The sequence below is a fragment of the Aeromonas sp. 603757 genome, assembly GCF_049171255.1.
Lineage (GTDB): Bacteria > Pseudomonadota > Gammaproteobacteria > Enterobacterales > Aeromonadaceae > Aeromonas > Aeromonas veronii_A.
Window position 1 is genome coordinate 99,209 of sequence record NZ_JAAKOE010000010.1, and the last position, 18,749, is coordinate 117,957.

Annotated in this window: 16 protein-coding genes and 1 other RNA gene; all 17 read right to left on the reverse strand. The window is 59.8% G+C overall.

Going from position 1 to position 18,749, the window contains the following annotated elements; genetic code table 11:
- On the reverse strand, positions 1–924 hold the full coding sequence (gene lpxC, locus G5332_RS11525) for a UDP-3-O-acyl-N-acetylglucosamine deacetylase (RefSeq protein ID WP_005336146.1): 924 nt from the start codon (positions 922–924) through the stop codon (positions 1–3).
- Positions 925–1,023: 99 nt separating this feature from the next.
- Positions 1,024–2,175 (reverse strand): cell division protein FtsZ, encoded by a 1,152-nt coding sequence (ftsZ, locus tag G5332_RS11530; protein ID WP_005336147.1) that lies wholly within the window; start codon positions 2,173–2,175, stop codon positions 1,024–1,026.
- A 39-nt stretch (positions 2,176–2,214) separates the two neighbouring features.
- On the reverse strand, positions 2,215–3,474 hold the full coding sequence (gene ftsA / locus G5332_RS11535; RefSeq protein WP_005336148.1) for a cell division protein FtsA: 1,260 nt from the start codon (positions 3,472–3,474) through the stop codon (positions 2,215–2,217).
- Positions 3,455–4,207, reverse strand: a complete 753-nt coding sequence (locus G5332_RS11540; protein WP_421172507.1) for a cell division protein FtsQ/DivIB — start codon at positions 4,205–4,207, stop codon at positions 3,455–3,457. The genes ftsA and G5332_RS11540 overlap by 20 nt, the downstream gene beginning before the upstream one ends.
- 97 nt (positions 4,208–4,304) lie before the next feature.
- A complete protein-coding gene (gene murC / locus G5332_RS11545) occupies positions 4,305–5,759 on the reverse strand; it encodes a UDP-N-acetylmuramate--L-alanine ligase (protein WP_005336150.1) in 1,455 nt (484 codons plus the stop codon).
- 111 nt (positions 5,760–5,870) lie between these two features.
- Positions 5,871–6,953, reverse strand: a complete 1,083-nt coding sequence (gene murG, locus G5332_RS11550; RefSeq protein ID WP_421172508.1) for an undecaprenyldiphospho-muramoylpentapeptide beta-N-acetylglucosaminyltransferase — start codon at positions 6,951–6,953, stop codon at positions 5,871–5,873.
- Positions 6,953–8,134: a cell division protein FtsW gene (gene ftsW / locus G5332_RS11555; RefSeq protein ID WP_421172509.1), complete on the reverse strand. Its 1,182-nt coding sequence runs from the start codon at positions 8,132–8,134 to the stop codon at positions 6,953–6,955. The genes murG and ftsW overlap by 1 nt, the downstream gene beginning before the upstream one ends.
- Complete coding sequence (murD, locus tag G5332_RS11560; protein WP_421172510.1) at positions 8,131–9,414, reverse strand: UDP-N-acetylmuramoyl-L-alanine--D-glutamate ligase; 1,284 nt, start codon at positions 9,412–9,414, stop codon at positions 8,131–8,133. Before murD ends, ftsW begins: the two co-directional genes overlap by 4 nt.
- 4 nt (positions 9,415–9,418) lie before the next feature.
- The gene (gene mraY, locus G5332_RS11565; RefSeq protein WP_005341701.1) at positions 9,419–10,501 is read right to left on the reverse strand and encodes a phospho-N-acetylmuramoyl-pentapeptide-transferase; all 1,083 of its coding nucleotides are present in this window, start codon (positions 10,499–10,501) and stop codon (positions 9,419–9,421) included.
- Entirely contained in the window at positions 10,495–11,850 is a 1,356-nt protein-coding gene (locus G5332_RS11570; RefSeq protein ID WP_421172511.1) for a UDP-N-acetylmuramoyl-tripeptide--D-alanyl-D-alanine ligase, read from the reverse strand. The genes mraY and G5332_RS11570 overlap by 7 nt, the downstream gene beginning before the upstream one ends.
- Complete coding sequence (gene murE, locus G5332_RS11575) at positions 11,847–13,379, reverse strand: UDP-N-acetylmuramoyl-L-alanyl-D-glutamate--2,6-diaminopimelate ligase (protein ID WP_421231507.1); 1,533 nt, start codon at positions 13,377–13,379, stop codon at positions 11,847–11,849. Before murE ends, G5332_RS11570 begins: the two co-directional genes overlap by 4 nt.
- A complete protein-coding gene (locus G5332_RS11580) occupies positions 13,312–15,066 on the reverse strand; it encodes a penicillin-binding transpeptidase domain-containing protein (RefSeq protein ID WP_216952212.1) in 1,755 nt (584 codons plus the stop codon). Before G5332_RS11580 ends, murE begins: the two co-directional genes overlap by 68 nt.
- Positions 15,063–15,377: a cell division protein FtsL gene (gene ftsL / locus G5332_RS11585; protein WP_216952213.1), complete on the reverse strand. Its 315-nt coding sequence runs from the start codon at positions 15,375–15,377 to the stop codon at positions 15,063–15,065. Before ftsL ends, G5332_RS11580 begins: the two co-directional genes overlap by 4 nt.
- A gap of 3 nt (positions 15,378–15,380) precedes the next feature.
- On the reverse strand, positions 15,381–16,319 hold the full coding sequence (gene rsmH, locus G5332_RS11590) for a 16S rRNA (cytosine(1402)-N(4))-methyltransferase RsmH (RefSeq protein ID WP_421172513.1): 939 nt from the start codon (positions 16,317–16,319) through the stop codon (positions 15,381–15,383).
- On the reverse strand, positions 16,320–16,778 hold the full coding sequence (gene mraZ / locus G5332_RS11595) for a division/cell wall cluster transcriptional repressor MraZ (protein ID WP_013723406.1): 459 nt from the start codon (positions 16,776–16,778) through the stop codon (positions 16,320–16,322).
- A 442-nt stretch (positions 16,779–17,220) separates the two neighbouring features.
- Positions 17,221–17,607: RNase P RNA component class A (rnpB, locus tag G5332_RS11600), an RNA gene on the reverse strand.
- A gap of 155 nt (positions 17,608–17,762) precedes the next feature.
- On the reverse strand, positions 17,763–18,596 hold the full coding sequence (rsmI, locus tag G5332_RS11605) for a 16S rRNA (cytidine(1402)-2'-O)-methyltransferase (RefSeq protein WP_047438714.1): 834 nt from the start codon (positions 18,594–18,596) through the stop codon (positions 17,763–17,765).
- Positions 18,597–18,749: the final 153 nt, after the last annotated feature.

Here is an 18,749-nt window from a genome sequence, read left to right on the forward strand (position 1 = left end):
TCAGGCCAGAACCAGACCGTTATCGTAGTAAGCGATAGGCGCTTTGTCGCCCTCACCCTCGAAGGTCACCAGTTCCCAAGCCTCCTGCTCGGCCAGCAAGGCACGCAGCAGCTTGTTGTTCAGGGCATGTCCGGTCTTGTAGGCACGGAACTCACCGATGATGCTGCGGTTACACATGTAGAGGTCACCGATCGCGTCCAGCATCTTGTGCTTGACGAACTCGTCCTCATAACGCAAACCGTCTTCGTTCAGCACCCGATAGTCGTCCAGTACCACGGCGTTTTCCAGGCTTCCGCCCAGCGCCAGGTTCTGGGAACGCAGGTACTCGATATCACGCATGAACCCGAAGGTACGGGCACGGCTGATCTCTTTCACGAAGGAGGCACCGGAGAAATCCAGTACGCAACGCTGATTGCGACCTTCAAAGACCGGATGCTGGAAATCGATCTCGAGATCCATCTTGAAGCCGTTGCGATAGGGGTGGAATTCCGCCCACTTGTCGCCGTCTTCAACCCGGATGCTCTTCTTGATCCGCACAAACTGCTTGGCAGCATTCTGCTCACGGATCCCGACTTCCTGCAGCAGGTAGATAAAGGGATGCGCACTGCCGTCCATCACCGGGATCTCGGGCGCGTCAACCTCGACATAGAGGTTGTCGATCCCCATCCCGGCCAGCGCGGCGGAGAGGTGCTCAATGGTAGAGACACGGACACCGGCTTCGTTGACCAGAGCGGTACAGAGCACGGTATCGCGCACCTGATCGGCATTGGCTGGCAGCTCCACCACAGGATTCAGGTCGGTACGCAAGTAAACGATTCCTGTGTTCACAGGCGCCGGACGGAACGTCATGGTGACTTTCCGGCCCGAATGCAGGCCGACACCAGTCGCCTGTACACTCGTTTTCAAGGTTCTTTGTCTAATCATGGGTGTACCCTAAACAGCTTAAAATCCGGACCAGATGGTCGTTGGCAGGCCATCTTAGCACATTCCTTGAACAACAAACAAACAAGAGCCATAAGAGGCTTAGTCTGCCTGCTTGCGCAGGAACGCCGGAATATCCAGGTAATCCGGTTCACGACGGGCTTGCGGTTCGGCGTTGACCACCTTGGCCGGGGCTTCGTCCATCACGCGGCCTTGCATCATGTCGCTAACCAGCGGCTGACGCACCGGACGCTCTTGCACCTGGCTGCTCTTAACCAGAGTGATGTCCGGCTTGCGCTCGGCACCGATACCGGTAGCAACCACGGTCACACGCAGCTCGTCGTGCATTTCCGGATCGATTACGGTACCCACAACTACAGTGGCGTTCTCGGAAGCGAAGGCCTTGACCGCGTTACCCACGGTTTCGAACTCTTCGATGGTCATGTCCATACCGGCGGTGATGTTGACCAGGATGCCACGGGCACCGGCCAGATCCACGTCTTCCAGCAGCGGGCTGGAGATGGCTTTCTCGGCCGCTTCTTCGGCACGGTCATCACCGGAGGCGGAACCGGTACCCATCATGGCGGTACCCATTTCGCGCATTACGGTACGCACGTCCGCGAAGTCGACGTTGATCAAGCCCGGACGGGTGATCAGCTCGGCAATGCCCTGTACCGCACCAAGCAGTACATCGTTGGCAGCCTTGAAGGCGTCCAGCAGGGAGATACCGCGACCCAGCACCTTCAGCAACTTGTCGTTGGGGATGGTGATCAGGGAGTCAACATTTTTGGAGAGCTCTTCGATACCGTGCGCAGCGAAGCCCATCCGCTTCTTCCCTTCAAAGGAGAACGGCTTGGTCACCACAGCAACGGTCAGGATGCCCATCTCGCGGGCCACTTCGGCCACGATCGGCGCAGCACCGGTACCGGTACCACCACCCATACCGGCGGCGATGAACACCATGTCGGAACCGGTCAGCAGCTCACGCAGTGCTTCGCGATCTTCCATGGCCGCATCACGACCCACTTCCGGATTGGCTCCGGCACCCAGACCCTTGGTGATGCCACCGCCGATCTGCAGGGTAGTGTTGGCGCTGGAGTTACGCAGTGCCTGGGCATCGGTGTTGACGGTAATAAACTCAACACCCTCAATATTTTGACGAACCATGTGCTCGACAGCGTTACCGCCGCCGCCACCTACACCGATCACTTTAATGACGGCTTCGTCAGTGTGGCTATCCATAAATTCAAACATGTTGTCTCTCCGCTTTATTTGCCTGACTCAGCAAAATTCTTAGAACTCGCCACGCAGCCAGTTGCTAACCCGTTTGACCAGGCCACCGACGCTTGCCTTGGCGGCATATTCTTTGTTGCTACCTGTGGCTTGATGGGTGCGGCCGTACTGCAGCAACCCGACCGCAGTCGAGTACACCGGTGCCTGCACGTAATCACTCAAACCACGTATGTTCATGGGCTCTCCCACCCGGACCTGGCTCTGGAAGATCTGCTCTGCACACTCCACAATGCCTTCAATCTGGGCAGCGCCGCCGGTCAAGACCACACCGGCTGCCAGCTGATGCTTGACCCCCTGCGCTTTCAACTCGCTTTGTACCCGCACCAGCTCATCATTCACCATGGAGAGCAACTCGGTGTAACGGGGCTCAATCACTTCAGCCAGTGTCTGCCGTTGCAGGCTGCGCGCCGGGCGACCGCCGACACTGGGTACTTCAATATTGTCTTCCTTGCTGACCAGACGACCGAGGGCGCAACCGTAGCGCACCTTGATCGCTTCCGCGTCGAGCGGCGGCGTGCCGAAGGCATAGGCGATGTCGCTGGTCACAGTGCTGCCAGCGTACGGGATCACCTTGGTGTGGCGCAGGGCACCGCCGGTAAACAGCGACATGTCCATGGTGCCGCCACCGATGTCCACCACGCAGACACCCAGCTCTTTCTCGTCTTCGGTCAACACGGCATAGCTGGAGGCCAGCGCGGAGAAGATCAGTTGATCCACACGCAAACCGACCTTCTCCACACACTTCTCAATGTTGCGAGCCATGTCGTTGTGGCAGGTGATCAGGTGAACCTTGGCCGCCATCCGCACACCGGAGAGGCCGACCGGATTCTTGATCCCTTCCTGATAATCGATCGCAAACTCCTGAGGCAGGACATGCAGCACGCGCAGCTCGTCGGAGAGGCGAACTGACTTGGCGGTGTGGATCACGTTGTCCACATCCTCCTGCGTCACCTCTTCATCAGAGATGGGCACCATACCGGTCTCGTTGCGGCAGTCGATATGCTTGCCGGACAACCCCAGATAGACCGAGCTGATCTGGCAATCTGCCATCATCTCGGCCTCTTCCACCGCGCGGCGCAGTGACTTGACCACGGAGTCGAGGTCATTGACCCCGCCCTTCTCCATTCCGCGAGAAGCGTGACTGCCCATACCGATGACGTTCAGTTCACCGTCCGGCAATACTTCCCCGACCAGAACCGCCACCTTGGTTGTGCCGATATCCAGTCCGACAATCAAATTCCTATCTGCGGTGTTGGTCATGCACTTTCTCTTCGCTCTTCTTCCAGCCAACTGCCATTCCGGTGTCGTATCGAAGATCCACGTAGGCGACTTGCGCACGGGGTTCGATAACCGGGAAGGCATCGATAAACCGCTGCAACCGGAGCGCAATGTCATTGCGTCCCAGGAACAGCTTGATATTGCCATCCAGGGTCAGTTCCCAGGCATGGCGGGGGGTCAGATTCACCCCCAGCAACTTGTATCCCTTGGCAGCCAGTTGCGACTCGTACTGCCGACTCTCTTTCAACACCCGGGCGGCCTGATCATCCGGCCCCGACAACTGCATCAGCGGCGTCTTGACCCGATCCGGGGCGCTGAACACCTTGCCCTTGGTGTTGACGAAGCGGTTGCCGTTCCAGCGCGCCGCTACGTCCTGTTCCGTCAGGTAGACCTTGATCTTGTTCGGCCACTTCTTGCGTACCGATACCGAGGCCACCCATGGCAAGGCATTGAGCCTTGCCTGCAATTCATTGACGTCCAATTCGAAGAAGTTGCGCAGCTCGGCGCCATCCAGCACGGCCATCCGCAGCTCTTCAGTTTGCAAATACTGGTGTTGCCCCTGCAGCAACAGCTCGCTCATGGGCAACCGGTTGGCATCTGTCAGCCAACCTTTAACATCCAGCGCCGTCCGGTAGCAGCCCCATATCACCAGCAGGAAAAACGCTACCCCTGCGATGAAGCCACCCTTGGTGCGCCCCTGTGCCCTTGCCTCCACCCGATCGATCCCCGTGTAACGCGCTAAACCGGCCTTTGACAGACCGGTTCGCCATTATATAGGCCCCGGCTTGGCGGTCAAAATACTCATTGGGCCCTCAGGCGCCAGATTTCATGCTATCTATGCTCAATTTCATCTCTCCGAGACGACGGGCCAGTGCCCCGACGTTCCCGGCGCCTTGAGTCAGCACCAAATCCCCCTCGCCGATCAGGTCGGCCAGCACGGCTGGCACGTCATCCGGTGTAGCGACGAAGATGGGTTCCAGGTTGCCACGCGAGCGAATGGAGCGGCACAGTGCCCGTCCATCAGCGCCCGGGATCGGCTCCTCACCGGCAGCATAAACCTCCAGCATCACCAGCACGTCAACCTTGGAGAGCACATCGGCGAAGTCCTCGTAGAGGTCGCGGGTGCGGGTATAACGGTGGGGCTGGAACACCATCACCAGACGCTTCTCGGGCCAACCGGCACGGGCGGCATTGATGGTGACCTTCACTTCACTCGGGTGGTGTCCGTAATCGTCCACCAGCATCGCCTTGCCGCGACCGGTTTCAAACTCGCCATACTGCTGGAAGCGACGACCGACCCCTTCAAATTTGGCCAGTGCAGAGATGATGGCCTCGTCGCTAACACCGTCCTCTGTCGCGACAGCTATCGCCGCTGCAGCGTTCAATGCGTTGTGAATACCCGGCAAATTGAGGGTCACCTGCAGCTCGCCCGCCTCTTTGCGGCGAACACGGAAGCAGCTGTGGTTGGTGGTCTGGACAAAATCCAGCACCTGCACATCGGCATCGTCGGAGAGGCCATAGGTCAGGGTCGGACGGGCAATCTCGGGCAACATGCCACGGATCACCGGATCATCGATGCAGACCACCGCCAGTCCGTAGAAGGGCAGATTGTGCAGAAACTCGATGAAGGTGGCCTTCAGCTTGGAGAAGTCACCGCCGTAGGTGTCCATGTGATCCGCTTCGATGTTGGTCACGATAGAGACCATCGGCTGCAGATGCAGGAAAGAGGCGTCGCTCTCGTCCGCCTCGGCAATCAGGTAGCGGCTGCTGCCCAGGCGGGCATTGGTGCCAGCACTGTTGAGCAGGCCACCGATGACGAAGGTCGGGTCGCGGTCGGCTTCGGCATAGATACTCGCCACCAGACTGGTGGTGGTGGTCTTGCCGTGGGTACCGGCGATGGCGATACCGTGGCGGAAACGCATCAGCTCGGCCAGCATCTCGGCGCGACGAACCACCGGAATACGTAGCTCGCGGGCGGCCAGCAGCTCCGGGTTGTCCTGCTTGATGGCGGTAGAGACCACCACCACGCTGGCACCCTCAACGTGTTCGGCACTGTGACCGACGAAGATGTGAGCGCCCAGTCCGGCCAACCGTTCAGTCACAGCATTGCGAGCCAGATCCGAACCCGTTACCTGATACCCTTCGTTGGCAAGCACTTCGGCGATCCCGCCCATACCGGCACCACCGATGCCGATAAAGTGGATGCGACGCACGCGGCGCATTTCGGGGATCACAGTACGCAGTTTTGCCAGTTCAACCTTGGTCATAATCGTCTCTTTAGTCTGCCGCAGGCCATGTACCGTCAAAGCTCGGCTGCACAGCGGCATCAATACATACAGGTACAAGGTTGCACGGTGTCACCACTGCAACCTTGCTCATTAATCTTTACCACGCTGCCCGGTTGCGAGCTGTTTGCACTCATCTGCAACCCGCTCGGCCGCATCGGTGATAGCGACGCGGCGAGCCGCTTTCGCCATGTTAAACAGGGTCTCCCGGCGACCAGCCAACCAGGTCAGGCGCGCCGCCAGCGATGCGGTATTCAGCTCGGACTGGGGCAGAAACTCGGCTGCACCGCCGTCGACCAGGGTCAAGGCGTTACGGGTCTGGTGATCATCCACCGCATGGGGCAATGGCACGAAAATGGCGGCCACACCGGCGGCAGCCACTTCGGAAACGGTCAGGGCACCGGCACGGCAGACCACCAGGTCGGCCCAGGCGTAGGCGCTGGCCATATCCTTGATAAATTCACTCACCTCGGCATTGATGCCGTGCTGGGCATAGGCAGCAGACACCGTCTCGGCATTGCCCTTGCCACACTGGTGACGCACCTCGATAGGCACACCAGCCGCCGCCACCGCAGCGGGTACCTGCTGGTTGAGCACCCGGGCACCCAGGCTGCCACCGACGATCAGCAGATGCAGCGGCTCGGCTTCGCTGCGAAGCTGCGGATCCGGCAGGGCGACCACTTCGGGACGCACCGGATTGCCTACCACGGCGGTACGGCGGCTCGGCGCGAAGGCGCCCGGAAATGCCATCAACACCCGCCTGGCGATACGGGCCAGCAGCTTGTTGGTCATGCCGGCAGCGGCATTCTGCTCATGGAGCAGCAGCGGGATGCCGGAGAACCAGGCAGCCACGCCACCCGGGCCGGAAGCAAAACCGCCCATGCCGAGCACCACATCAGGACGAACGGTCTTGAGTACCTGACGCGCCTGCAGGATCGATTTGACGATGCGATAGGGCGCCACCAGCAGTCGCTTGATGCCGTTGCCACGCACCCCCTGAATATCGATGAAGGAGATGGGATAACCGTGGGCTGGCACCAGTTCCGCCTCCATCCGGTCGGCAGTGCCGAGCCAGTGGACAGTCCAGCCCTGGGCCTTCAGGCGATCGGCCACGGCCAGACCGGGAAAGACATGCCCCCCGGTACCACCTGCCATCACCAACAGAGTCTTGCTCACTAAACCTCCCGCACGCGCGCCTGGGCAGTCGCCTGACGCAACTCAAAATCGATTCGAATCAACATGCTCACCGCCACTGTCATGATGATGAGACTCGAGCCACCGTAACTGACCAGCGGCAGGGTCAACCCCTTGGTCGGCATCATGCCGCTGGCTGCGCCAACGTTGACGAAAGTCTGGAAACTGAACCAGATGCCGATACCGATAGCCAGATAGCCATCATAGAGGCGGTCGGCTTGCAGGGCGCGATGCCCCAGCTTCAACGCCTTGATCGCCAACGCAAAGATGAGACACAGGGCGCCCAGTACCCCGACGTAACCCAGCTCTTCGCCGAGGATCGCAAACACGAAGTCGGTATGCGCTTCCGGCAGGTACTCCATCTTCTGGATGGAGTTGCCGAGCCCTTCGCCAAACCAGCTGCCACGGCCAAACGCCATCAGCGACTGGGTCAACTGGTAGCCACTGCCAAACGGATCGGCCCAGGGATCCATAAAAGAGGTCACCCGACGCATCCGGTATGGCTCGACGATGATCAGCATGATCACCCCACCAAGACCGCCACCGATAAGGATCATGAACTGCCACAGTTTGGCGCCAGCCAGAAACAGCATGCCGAACGAGGTGACGAACATCACCACGGTCGACCCCAGATCCGGTTGCAGCAGCAACAGGATCGCCAACACCCCGAATACTGCCAAGGGCTTCAGGAAGCCAAGCCAGGCTTCACGCACCTCGTTCTGACGCCGCACCAGATAACCGGCTAGATAGACGAATAGGGCCAGCTTGCCAAACTCGGCCGGCTGCAGGTTGAAGGGGCCCAGTGGCAGCCAGCGCACCGCACCGTTGACATTGCGCCCGACCACCAGCACCAGTACCAGCAGCAGAATGGCCAGCAACAGCATGGGTCCGTTGTACTCCTGCCAGCGCGCCATCGGCACCTGCAACACAAACCAGGAGATACCGAGCGCCATCACCAGAAACATGGCGTGACGCTTCACAAACATGAAGGGATCATCCCCCAGGGAGATCCCCTCCGGGATCGAGGCTGATGCCACGATCACCACCCCGACCGCCATCAGGGAGAGCGCCAGCAACACCAACTGCCGGTCATAGAGGCCGGCAGGGCGCGCCGGCAATAGCCAGCGCTGGAACAGACCTGCGGCTGCGCGAAGGACATTCATAGCGCCATCACCATCTCGGTAAAGCGATCGCCACGCACCTCGAACGACTTGAACTGATCGAGGCTGGCACAGGCTGGCGCCAGCAGCACCCAGTCACCGGGCTTGGCATCGGCAGCCGCCTTGGCAACCGCAGTGGCCAGGTCGGCCACCCGTTCGGTCTGCTCGCCCAGCGCCAGCAGCACCTCGGCATCCTGACCGAAGCAGTACATGTGATCGATCTGGTTGCCCAGCAGCGCCTGGATCGGGCCAAAATCCTGCCCCTTGCCCTGACCACCGGCCAGCAGCAACAGGCGCCCCTTGACCGACTCGCGCACACCGGCAACGGCAGCTAGCGTAGCTCCCACGTTGGTGGCTTTGGAGTCGTTGATCCAGCGCACCCCGTTCACTTCGCGCACGAAACGGGCACGGTGGGGCAAGCCTTCAAAGCGGCGCAGCACGGTGAGCTGGGCAGCGCGGGGAATGCCGACCGCATCGCACAGCGCCATGGCGGCCAGCGCGTTGGCCTGATTGTGGGCACCGACGATCTTCATCTCGTCCACCGCCAGCAGCGGCTCGCCGTGCAGGGTCAACCAGTAGCGGCCATCCAGCAGGCAGCGGCCATAGCCATTGCAGTCAAGACCGAAGCTCTGCCACACCTGACCCACATCGGGCAAAGTCTGGGGATCGTCGCGATTGACCAGAATGTGTTTGGAGTGCTGATGGATCTCCATCTTGGCGGCGCGGTAGTCGGCCATACCCTGATAGCGATCCATGTGATCTTCAGAGAGGTTCAGCACCACAGAGGCAGCAGCACGCAAACTGTGAGTGGTCTCCAGCTGGAAGCTGGAGAGCTCCAGTACGCAGAGATCCATCGGCTGCTTGAGCAGCTCCAGCGCAGGCGTACCGATATTGCCGCCCACGCCCACCTTGAGCCCGGCTTCGGCAATCATCTCACCCACCAGGGTCGTGACAGTGCTCTTGCCATTGGAACCTGTGATGGCGATGACCGGTGTCTCGGTCTCGCGAACGAACAACTCGATATCGCCGACGATCTGCACACCACATTCGGCAGCCGCTTTCAATTCAGGGGTAGCCAGGGCAATGCCCGGGCTCGCGACGATCATATGCGCCTGTTTGAGTCGCTCACCATCCAGCCCGTAAATGAGTTCCACCTCGGCAGGTAGTTGATCCTTGCCGGGCGGGTTGGCGCGAGTGTCCATCACCAGTGGGGTGACACCACGGCCGAGGAAGTAGTCGACGCAGGAGAGTCCGGTTTTGCCGAGTCCGATAACGATGACCATGGCCTTACCTCACCTTCAGGGTGGCAAGACCCAGCAGCACCAGCACGAGGGTGATGATCCAGAAACGCACGATAACGCGCGGCTCCGGCCAGCCCTTCTTCTCGTAGTGGTGATGGATCGGCGCCATGCGGAAGATCCGCACGCCGCGCAGCTTGTAAGACCCCACCTGCAGGATCACCGAGACAGTCTCCATCACGAAGACACCGCCCATGATCACCAGCAGGAACTCCTGGCGTACCAGCACGGCGATGGTGCCGAGCGCGCCGCCCAATGCCAGGGAACCGACGTCCCCCATGAAGACCTGTGCCGGATAGGTGTTGAACCAGAGAAAGCCCAGACCTGCCCCGACGATGGCAGTACAGACGATCACTAGCTCGGAGGTATAGGGAACATAGGGAATATGCAGGTAACTGGCGAAGTTGACGTTGCCGGTTGCCCAGGCGATAAACGCAAAGCCGCCCGCCACCATCACGGTCGGCATGATGGCCAAGCCATCCAGACCATCGGTCAGGTTGACCGCGTTGGAGGTACCAACAATGACGAAATAGGTGAGCAGGATAAACATCAGGCCAAGTTGCGGCATCACATCCTTGAGGAAGGGCACCACCAGCTGGGTCTGACCATCATGGGTGGCCGTGGCGTAGAGGAATACAGCCACTCCCAGCGCAACGGCGGATTGCCAGAAGTACTTCCAGCGGGCGATCAGGCCGTCGGTATTCTTGCGCACCACCTTAAGGTAGTCGTCGGCAAAGCCGATGGCGCCATAGGCACCCAGCACAAACAGCACCAGCCAGACATAGGGGTTGTCGAGGCGGCACCAGAGCAGCACAGACGTGAAAATCGCAGCAATGATCATCAGACCACCCATGGTCGGAGTGCCCCGCTTGCTGAGGTGGGACTCGGGACCATCGTTGCGGATCACCTGACCGAACTTCAGGATCTGCAGGCGACGAATGAGGCGCGGCCCCATCCAGAGCGCAACTCCCAGACCGGTAATGATCGACAGGATGGCGCGAAACGTCAGGTAGGAGAAGACGTTGAAGAAGGTGAAGTGCGGGGTGAGCAGTTCGGCCAGCCAGACTAGCATGTGGCTGACTCCTGATGGCCTTTGACCATCTCGACGATATCTTCCATGCGGGAGCCACGGGCACCCTTGACCAGAATCGAAATTTCCTGATGTGTATTTATCATTTGCGCAAGCACTTCAAACAACGACGCCTTGTTATCGAAATGTCGGCCAGCCGCGGCATCTGCGGTATAGCGACTATGTTCCCCTACTGTCAGCACGGCATCCAGACCGCACTCGCGGGCATGACGGCCAACCCGGGCATGTTGCTCGGCAGACTCCTCACCCAGTTCCCGCATGTCGCCAAACACCAGCACCTTAAAGCCGCTCATGGCGGTCAAGGCATCGATGCCCGCCAGCACGGACTCCACGCTGGCGTTGTAGGTATCATCCACCAGGGTCAGACCGCCCCAGTGCTGAACACAGAAGCGTCCCTTGACCGGAGCCATCTGCTCCAGACCGGCTTTGACCGAGGCCAGAGAAGCACCGAGTGCCAGGGTACCGGCAGCAGCAGCCAGCGCATTGGCCACGTTGTGGCGACCCGGGATCGCCAGAGTCAGGCTCAGCTCACCCTGCGGGGTCACCATCACGAACTCGGCGCAGCCTTGTTCGTTGAGCACAAGGTTGCGCGCGTGGAACGGCTGGCTCTGATCGTCGATGGAGAAGGCGCACTGAATGCCGCGTTCCCGCCACTTCGGCCAGAATTCGTTGTCGGCGTTGACGATGGCCGTGCCGCCCTCGCTCAGCCCCTCAAAAATTTCGCTCTTGGCGTGGAACACACCTTCCAGCGAGCCGAAGCCCTCCAGATGGGCCGCCGCCACGTTGTTGATGATGGCGGCATCGGGTTTGGCCAGCGAGGTAGTCCAGGCGATCTCGCCCGGATGGTTGGCACCCAGCTCCATCACTGCAAACCGGTGTTGCGGCTCGAGGCGCAGCAGGGTGAGCGGCACGCCCACCTCGTTGTTGAAGTTGCCAGCGGTGGCCAGCACTTCCCCTTCGTTGCGCAGGATGGCGGTTGCCATCTCCTTCACCGTGGTCTTGCCGCAGCTGCCGGTAATGGCCAGCACTTTCGGGTTGATGCGCTCGCGTACCAGCTTGCCGAGTCGGCCCAGTCCTTTCAGACTGTCGGTCACCACCAGCTGGGGGATGGCCAGCGGCAGCTCACGCTCGACCAGCAGGGCAGAGGCCCCTGCCTGAACGGCCTGCTCGCAAAAATCGTGGGCATCGAAGCGCTCGCCGCGCAGGGCAACGAACAGGGCACCCGCGCCCAGAGTACGGGTGTCGGTACTGACGACGCTGATCTCGCCATCGTTACCAATCAGACGGGCATCGAGTACCTGAGCCAGCTCGGCAAGCCTGAGGGTCATCATTTGAATGACTCCAATAATGTGTGCAAGGCGGCCGCAACGGTTTCCCGGTCGCTGTAGTGCCGCTTGTCGGTTCCAATGATCTGATAATCCTCGTGACCCTTACCGGCCACCAGGATGATGTCCTGTTTGCTCGCCTGACCGATGGCCAGCGCAATCGCCTTGACCCGGTCGTGCTCCACCTGCACCGCAGCAGGATCGCGAAGACCCGCCACCATGTCGGCCATGATCCGGGCCGGCTCCTCGGTACGGGGATTGTCGTCGGTCAGGATCACGCGATCCGCATACTGCTCGGCCATGGCGGCCATCATGGGGCGCTTGCCGCGATCGCGGTCGCCACCACAACCAACCAGACACCAGAGCTGCCCTGTGCAGTGCACCCGCAGGGCCTGCAATGCCTTCTCCAGAGCGTCCGGGGTGTGGGCGTAATCGACCACCGCCAGCGGCGTATCACCACCGCCAAAGCACTCCATGCGACCGGTTACCGGCTGCAATTTCGGGGCCGTTGCCAGCAGCTCGTGGAAGTCGTAACCGAGCACCAGCATCACGCCCATCGCGGCCAGCACATTGCTGACGTTGAAGCGCCCGAGCAAGGGGGCGGATAATACACCATTCCCCCAGCTGGAGTTAATCTGCGCGCGAAAACCTTGCTGGTGAAAATCGAGCTGCTGCGCCGTTAATTGACGGCCAGAATGGTGTTCAATCGGGCCATTAACGCTAAACGCCACCGCTGCCGGGTATTTTCCGAGCCACTTGGCACCCAACTCGTCATCGCGGTTGATCACCGCATTCGACTCATCGACCAGCTGCAGCAACTGCTCTTTGGCCGCACCATAGGCTTCCATGGTGCCGTGATAATCGAGGTGATCCCGGCTCAGGTTGGTGAAAACGGCAGCGGCAAAAGGCAGTGCGGCAACACGATGCTGCACCAGACCATGGCTGGAGACCTCCATCGCCACCAGATCCGCCTCCTGCGCTTGCAGCGCAGCCAGATTGGCTTGCACCTGCACGGCGCTGCCGGTGGTATTTTCCGCTTCGATCAAATTGCCAAACAGGCCGTTGCCGATGGTCCCCATCACACCCGCCTTGCCACCCAGCAGGGTGCGCCAGTTGGCGACCAGCAGTGCCGTAGTGCTCTTGCCGTTGGTGCCGGTGACCCCGACCAGATCCAATTTTTGGGCTGGCTGATCGTAGAAATAGCCCGCAAGAGCAGAGAGGTGAGCGGGCAGATCCCGCATCCCGATACAGGGAACCGGAGTCGATGGTGGGATAAATTCACCATCCTCCTCAAACACAACAGCGGTCGCTCCCTGAGCCACCGCCTGCTCGATAAACCGTCTGCCATCCACCTGATGACCGCAAATGGCCACGAAGAGCGTGCCGGGCCTGACCCGCCGACTATCCAGCTGGATATCGGTCAGAGTGAGCGCCGGCGCCTGAATACCGAAGGGGCGCAGTAATGCATCAAGTGCGCGGGACAAGAGGAGCCTCCGTACGGGCAAGTTTGGCGGGCACCGCTGTGGGCACCGCATCAGGACGAATATTGAAGAGTTGCAGTACCCCGCCCATGGCCTCTGCAAACGGCGGGGTCGCCACGGCACCGCCATAGTAGGCACTACCTTTTGGCTCGTTAATCACCACCACCATGACGAAACGGGGATTACTGGCAGGGGCAAAACCGGCAAACCAGGCCATGTAATCCTTGCCGTAGCCTCCGGCAACTGCGACCTTGGCGGTACCACTCTTGCCACCGACCCGATAACCCGGAATCTTGGCCTTGGGAATAGCGTTGTCGACTACGTACTCCAGCGCCTGCAGCATGGCGGAGGCGTTGTTGTGATCGATCACCTGCTCACCCTTGGGCGGCGTGGTCACCTTGACGATGGAGATGGGCACTCGCTTGCCCTTGTTGGCCAGGGTGGCGTAGGCGGAAGCCAGTTGCAGCGGGGTAACCCGCAGACCATAACCAAACGAAAGGGTCGCCCGCTCGATATCGGACCAGCGCCGACGCTGAGGCAACATACCACCGCTCTCGCCCATCAGTCCGCTGCCGGTATCCATACCGAAACCGAACATACTGAGGGTGTTGATCATCTCTTGGGCCGGCATCCGCAGGGCAATGCGCGACATGCCGATGTTGGAGGAGTAGCGCAGGATATCGTAAAGGTTGGTCGCCTTGTGAATACTGACGTCCTTGATCTGCTTGGCACCGATAAAGAGCGGACCACCGGGAATGAAATCCTTCCAGCTGGTGACACCCGCCTGCAAAGCACTTAGCAAAATCAGCGGCTTGACTGTGGAGCCCGGCTCGTAGGTATCGGTCACCACCCGGTTGCGTACCCGGAAACTCTGATACTGGCCGCGGTTGTTCGGGTTATAGGAGGGGGTATTGACCATGGCGAGCACTTCGCCGGTCTTGATATCCAGCATCACCATGGAGCCGGACGTTGCCTTGTTCTCGTCGGTTGCTCGCTTGAGCGCCCGATAGGCCAGAGCCTGTACCCGCTGATCGATGCTGAGCTGCAGATCGTTGGCGTTCTTGCCCTCTTTGACGATACCAAGACGCTCGATGACCCTGCCCTGCCGGTCCTTGCGCACCCGCATCTCGCCCGGTGTCGCCGTCAGCCACTCGTTGTAGCTGCGCTCGATCCCCTCGATCCCGTTGCCATCGATGTTGGTTACCCCCACCAGGTGGGCACTGATTTCGCCAGTCGGATAGAAGCGGCGCGACTCGGGACGCAGATAGACACCACCCAGCTTGAGCCCCTTGATGTATTCAGAGACAGCGGGCGTTACCTGACGCTGCAGATAGACGAAGCGCTTGCTGGGGTTGGCGATACGTTGCTTGAGAGTATTGATATCGATTTTGAGGACTGCTGAGAGCGCCATCCAGGCCCGCTCATTGTGGATAGCGCCGGACTCGTGCACCGTCTTGGGATCGGCCCAGACCGCCTCGACCGGAACGGAAACAGCCAGCTGTTCACCATTGCGATCGGTGATCATGCCGCGCACCGCTTGGGTGGAGGTTGTTCGCAGAGAGCGCATGTCCCCCTCCTGACGCAGACGATCCGGATTGATCACCTGGATCCAGGCCAGACGGAGGATCAGCCCGACAAAGGCGATGCCGATGAATACGACCAGCGTGCGGAAGCGCCACGGATAGATAGATGGCGCTTTAACGTTCGCTTTAGCGGTTTTGGCTGTAGCCTTCCGTTTCATGGCAGAGTAATTACCTTCTCGGTGGTCACCAGAGGGCGACCCATTTGCAACTTGTCCATGGCCAGCGTGGCGACCCGGGAGTGTTCCGCCAGAGTGCCCTGCTCCAGCAAGAGGTGGCGCCATTCGATATTGAGGCGATCCTCTTCCGCCATCAGGTCATTCTGTTTGGCGGTGAGGCCACGGGTCATGTTGGTCACCAGGATCACGGCAAACGCGGTCACCAGTACGGCAACCGACAGAAAAATCTGCAGCTTGTGCCGCCAGAGATCGGCAACGATCTCCTTGGCTAGGTGGACACGTACTTCGCTCATCGCTTACTCCGCCAGCCGCTCGGCGACCCGCAGCACCGAGCTGCGCGAACGGGTGTTTTCAGAGACCTCATGATCAGAAGGCTTGAGCGCCTTGCCGACCGACTTCAATTTGCGACCGCCAGCCAGCTGGGCCTCGGTCAAGGGAATGCCGTAGGGCACTTCAGGCCCCTTCTCGTGCTTGCGAATGAAGTGTTTCACCAGCCGGTCTTCCAGCGAGTGGAAGCTGATCACAGACAGACGGCCATGTGGTGCCAGCACGTCCAATGCACCGTTGAGCGCGGTTTCGATCTCGTCCAGCTCGCTGTTGATATAGATGCGGATGGCCTGGAAACTGCGGGTTGCCGCATGCTTGCCCTTCTCCTTGCTCGGATTGACCCGGGCAATCATCTCAGCCAGCTGACGGGTACGCACGTAAGGCTCGGTCACCCGGTCGTGGACGATGGCGCGGGCGATCTTCTTGGCAAAGCGCTCCTCACCGAAGGTCTTCAGCACCCAGGCGATATCATCCACATCGGCCTTGGCAAGCCACTCGGCGGCGCTCTGGCCGGAAGTGGGGTCCATCCGCATATCGAGCGGACCATCTTTCATAAAACTGAATCCGCGCTCGGCATCATCCAGCTGGGGTGAGGAGACCCCCAGATCCAGCAGAAAGCCATCCACCTTGCCAAGCAAACCACGATCGCTCAGATAGCGAGTGATACCGGAGAAGGGGCCATGGACGATCTCGAAGCGGGGATCCTGGATCTTGGCGGCCTCGGCGATCGCCTGGGGATCGCGGTCGATAGCGATCAACCGACCATTGGGGCCAAGATGCTGCAGGATCAGACGAGAATGACCACCACGGCCAAAAGTACCGTCGACATAGACACCGTCCGGCTTGATGGCCAGACCTTCGACGGCTTCGTGCAGCAGCACTGTGATGTGTTCAGCGGCTTGGGTCATTTATAAAGAGAAATCCTGTAGTCGTGGTGAGCTTGCCCAATCGTCCCCGGGCAGACCCAAGATGTCGTCATTGACCTGTTGCTGCCAGCGGGCTTCATCCCACAGCTCGAATTTGTTGAGCTGGCCCACCAACATGATCTTCTTGTCCAGCCCCGCATGGTTACGCAGTGGCTGGCTGAGCAGCAGACGGCCATTGCCATCCAGCTCGCATTCGGTTGCATGACCCAGCAGCAGCCGCTGCAAACGGCGCTCTTGAGGATTCATGCTGGAGAGGGTCTTTAGCTTGCGCTCGACCTCTTCCCACTCGTTCAGGGGATAAAGCAGCAGACAGGGATGGGCAATATCGATGGTGCAGACCAGCTGGCCGTCGCTTTCGTCGCGCAGCCAGTCACGGAATTTGGTCGGAATCGCCAACCGCCCTTTACTGTCCAGGCTGATGGCATGAGCGCCACGCAACAAATTGCTGTCCCTGAAGGTGAATGAGGAGGCTGATTGCCCCTCTAAAAACCACTTTGATCCACTTTTCCCCACCTTGAAGTTTAAGGACGTGCAGGGGGCTTTTCAAGCAAGGAGATGGGGCAGAGGGAACATATTGACGCAGCATTTGCATACCGCAGATTGAGTGGGTTGATTTTCCACAAGTTATTTGGCTTTAGGCTCTGGTGATTAATTGAAATAAGTGAATGAACTGAGAACACACACAATATGCGGGTGCGAACAATCATCCTGGGTTCTATCACCATCTATCGCTGCCATCGTGCCAAATACGAAACTATTCGATTGATTTAAAACATATAATTTCATTCAAAATGACAAGGCCGAAAATATCCTGCCAACGAAGCCATATTTTCTCATGCATAAAAAAGAGCCCCGCGATAAATCGCGGGGCTCTACGGAATGAGGTCGGAGTCGGCCTGTAAGCCGGGTTCTGTACCGGGTTGCCCCGGGTAGCAATCATTCCTCTAGGCCAGCAATCGCTCGCTGGCTCAAGCAACCTACCCGCCCCCAACGCGGGCCGCGCCAATAGGGGCCTATTTGGTCTTGCTTCGGGTGGAGTTTACCGTGCCACGAACTGTTGCCAGTCGCGCGGTGCGCTCTTACCGCACCCTTTCACCCTTACCTGATCCCTTGCGGGCCATCGGCGGTCTGCTCTCTGTTGCACTGGTCGTAGGCTCGCGCCCCCCAGGCGTTACCTGGCACCCTGCCCTGTGAAGCCCGGACTTTCCTCCCCTCCGCCCGTCTGTCCCGAGGGACACAACGACGAAGCAGCGATTGCCCAGCCAACTCCGAGGCGCGGATTATACCCTTGCGATACGTACGGGGTAAACCGGCAATTCCCGTTTACAGCCATTTATCGCGCTTGGCCCCCGTTTACAGGCTGACTGATTGTCGATACAGGGGATTGCGCAGGTCAAAAAACAGTCTGATGACCTATTGACCGACTCAATAGTGCTCGAGACCGTATTTATAGAGGGCATTCTTCTTCACGCCGTGGATCTCGGCGGTCAGGGCGGCCGCTTTTTTCAGTGGCAGTTCGGTCACCAGCAGACCCAGAGTACGGATCGCCTCGGCGGGCAGATCCTCTTCTTCTTTGGAGGCGCCAGCCACGACCAGCACGATCTCGCCGCGGCAGCGGTTGTCATCCTCACCAAGCCAGGTCAGCATTTCAGAGGCTGGCAGACCGTGGATCGACTCGAAGGTCTTGGTCAGCTCGCGGCACACCACCACCTGACGCTCACCGAGAATGCGAGCAATCGCTTCCACTGTATCCTGCACACGGCGCGGGGATTCGTAGAACACCAGCGAGCGGGTGTCTTCAATAACGGCTTGCAGGCGATCGTCACGCCCCTTGCTCTTGGCGGGCAGGAAGCCCTCAAAGGCAAAGCGATCGGTGGGCAGACCGGCCGCGCTCAGAGCCGTGATGGCAGCACAGGGACCGGGCAGCGGCACCACCTTGACCCCAGCTTCACGACAGCGGGTGACCAAGTGATAACCGGGGTCGCTGATGAGCGGGGTGCCAGCATCGGAGACCAGCGCAACACTCTTGCCCTCTTTGATCCGGCCGATCAGCACATCGGCTTTCTGCTGCTCGTTGTGATCGTGCAGGGCGAAGGTCGGCACCGAGATTTGGTAGTGGCTGAGCAGGATACCGGTATGACGGGTATCTTCGGCTGCCACCAGATCGACACTGCGTAAAATATCCAATGCACGCTGGGTGATGTCCGCCAGATTGCCGATCGGAGTGGGGACTATATACAGGGTTGGGATGTCACTCATGGGATCTCCGAGTGCCCCGACAATTGTGTCGCCATATTGGCCCGTTTACACTATGGGGAACTTCAACACTGGTCGGGGAATGAACTTGAACCGGGTTACAAAGCAGCTAAGTGTATCACGACTCTTCGGCATCATACTCGCGGCAGTACTGCT

Bases quoted from the DNA above. Each gene is read 5' to 3' on its own strand.
- lpxC (WP_005336146.1), bottom strand. From the start codon at position 924: ATGATTAGACAAAGAACCTTGAAAACGAGTGTACAGGCGACTGGTGTC.
- ftsZ (WP_005336147.1), bottom strand. From the start codon at position 2,175: ATGTTTGAATTTATGGATAGCCACACTGACGAAGCCGTCATTAAAGTG.
- ftsA (WP_005336148.1), bottom strand. From the start codon at position 3,474: ATGACCAACACCGCAGATAGGAATTTGATTGTCGGACTGGATATCGGC.
- murC (WP_005336150.1), bottom strand. From the start codon at position 5,759: ATGACCAAGGTTGAACTGGCAAAACTGCGTACTGTGATCCCCGAAATG.
- ftsW (WP_421172509.1), bottom strand. From the start codon at position 8,134: ATGAATGTCCTTCGCGCAGCCGCAGGTCTGTTCCAGCGCTGGCTATTG.
- murD (WP_421172510.1), bottom strand. From the start codon at position 9,414: ATGGTCATCGTTATCGGACTCGGCAAAACCGGACTCTCCTGCGTCGAC.
- mraY (WP_005341701.1), bottom strand. From the start codon at position 10,501: ATGCTAGTCTGGCTGGCCGAACTGCTCACCCCGCACTTCACCTTCTTC.
- G5332_RS11570 (WP_421172511.1), bottom strand. From the start codon at position 11,850: ATGATGACCCTCAGGCTTGCCGAGCTGGCTCAGGTACTCGATGCCCGT.
- murE (WP_421231507.1), bottom strand. From the start codon at position 13,379: ATGCGGTGCCCACAGCGGTGCCCGCCAAACTTGCCCGTACGGAGGCTC.
- G5332_RS11580 (WP_216952212.1), bottom strand. From the start codon at position 15,066: ATGAAACGGAAGGCTACAGCCAAAACCGCTAAAGCGAACGTTAAAGCG.
- ftsL (WP_216952213.1), bottom strand. From the start codon at position 15,377: ATGAGCGAAGTACGTGTCCACCTAGCCAAGGAGATCGTTGCCGATCTC.
- rsmH (WP_421172513.1), bottom strand. From the start codon at position 16,319: ATGACCCAAGCCGCTGAACACATCACAGTGCTGCTGCACGAAGCCGTC.
- rsmI (WP_047438714.1), bottom strand. From the start codon at position 18,596: ATGAGTGACATCCCAACCCTGTATATAGTCCCCACTCCGATCGGCAAT.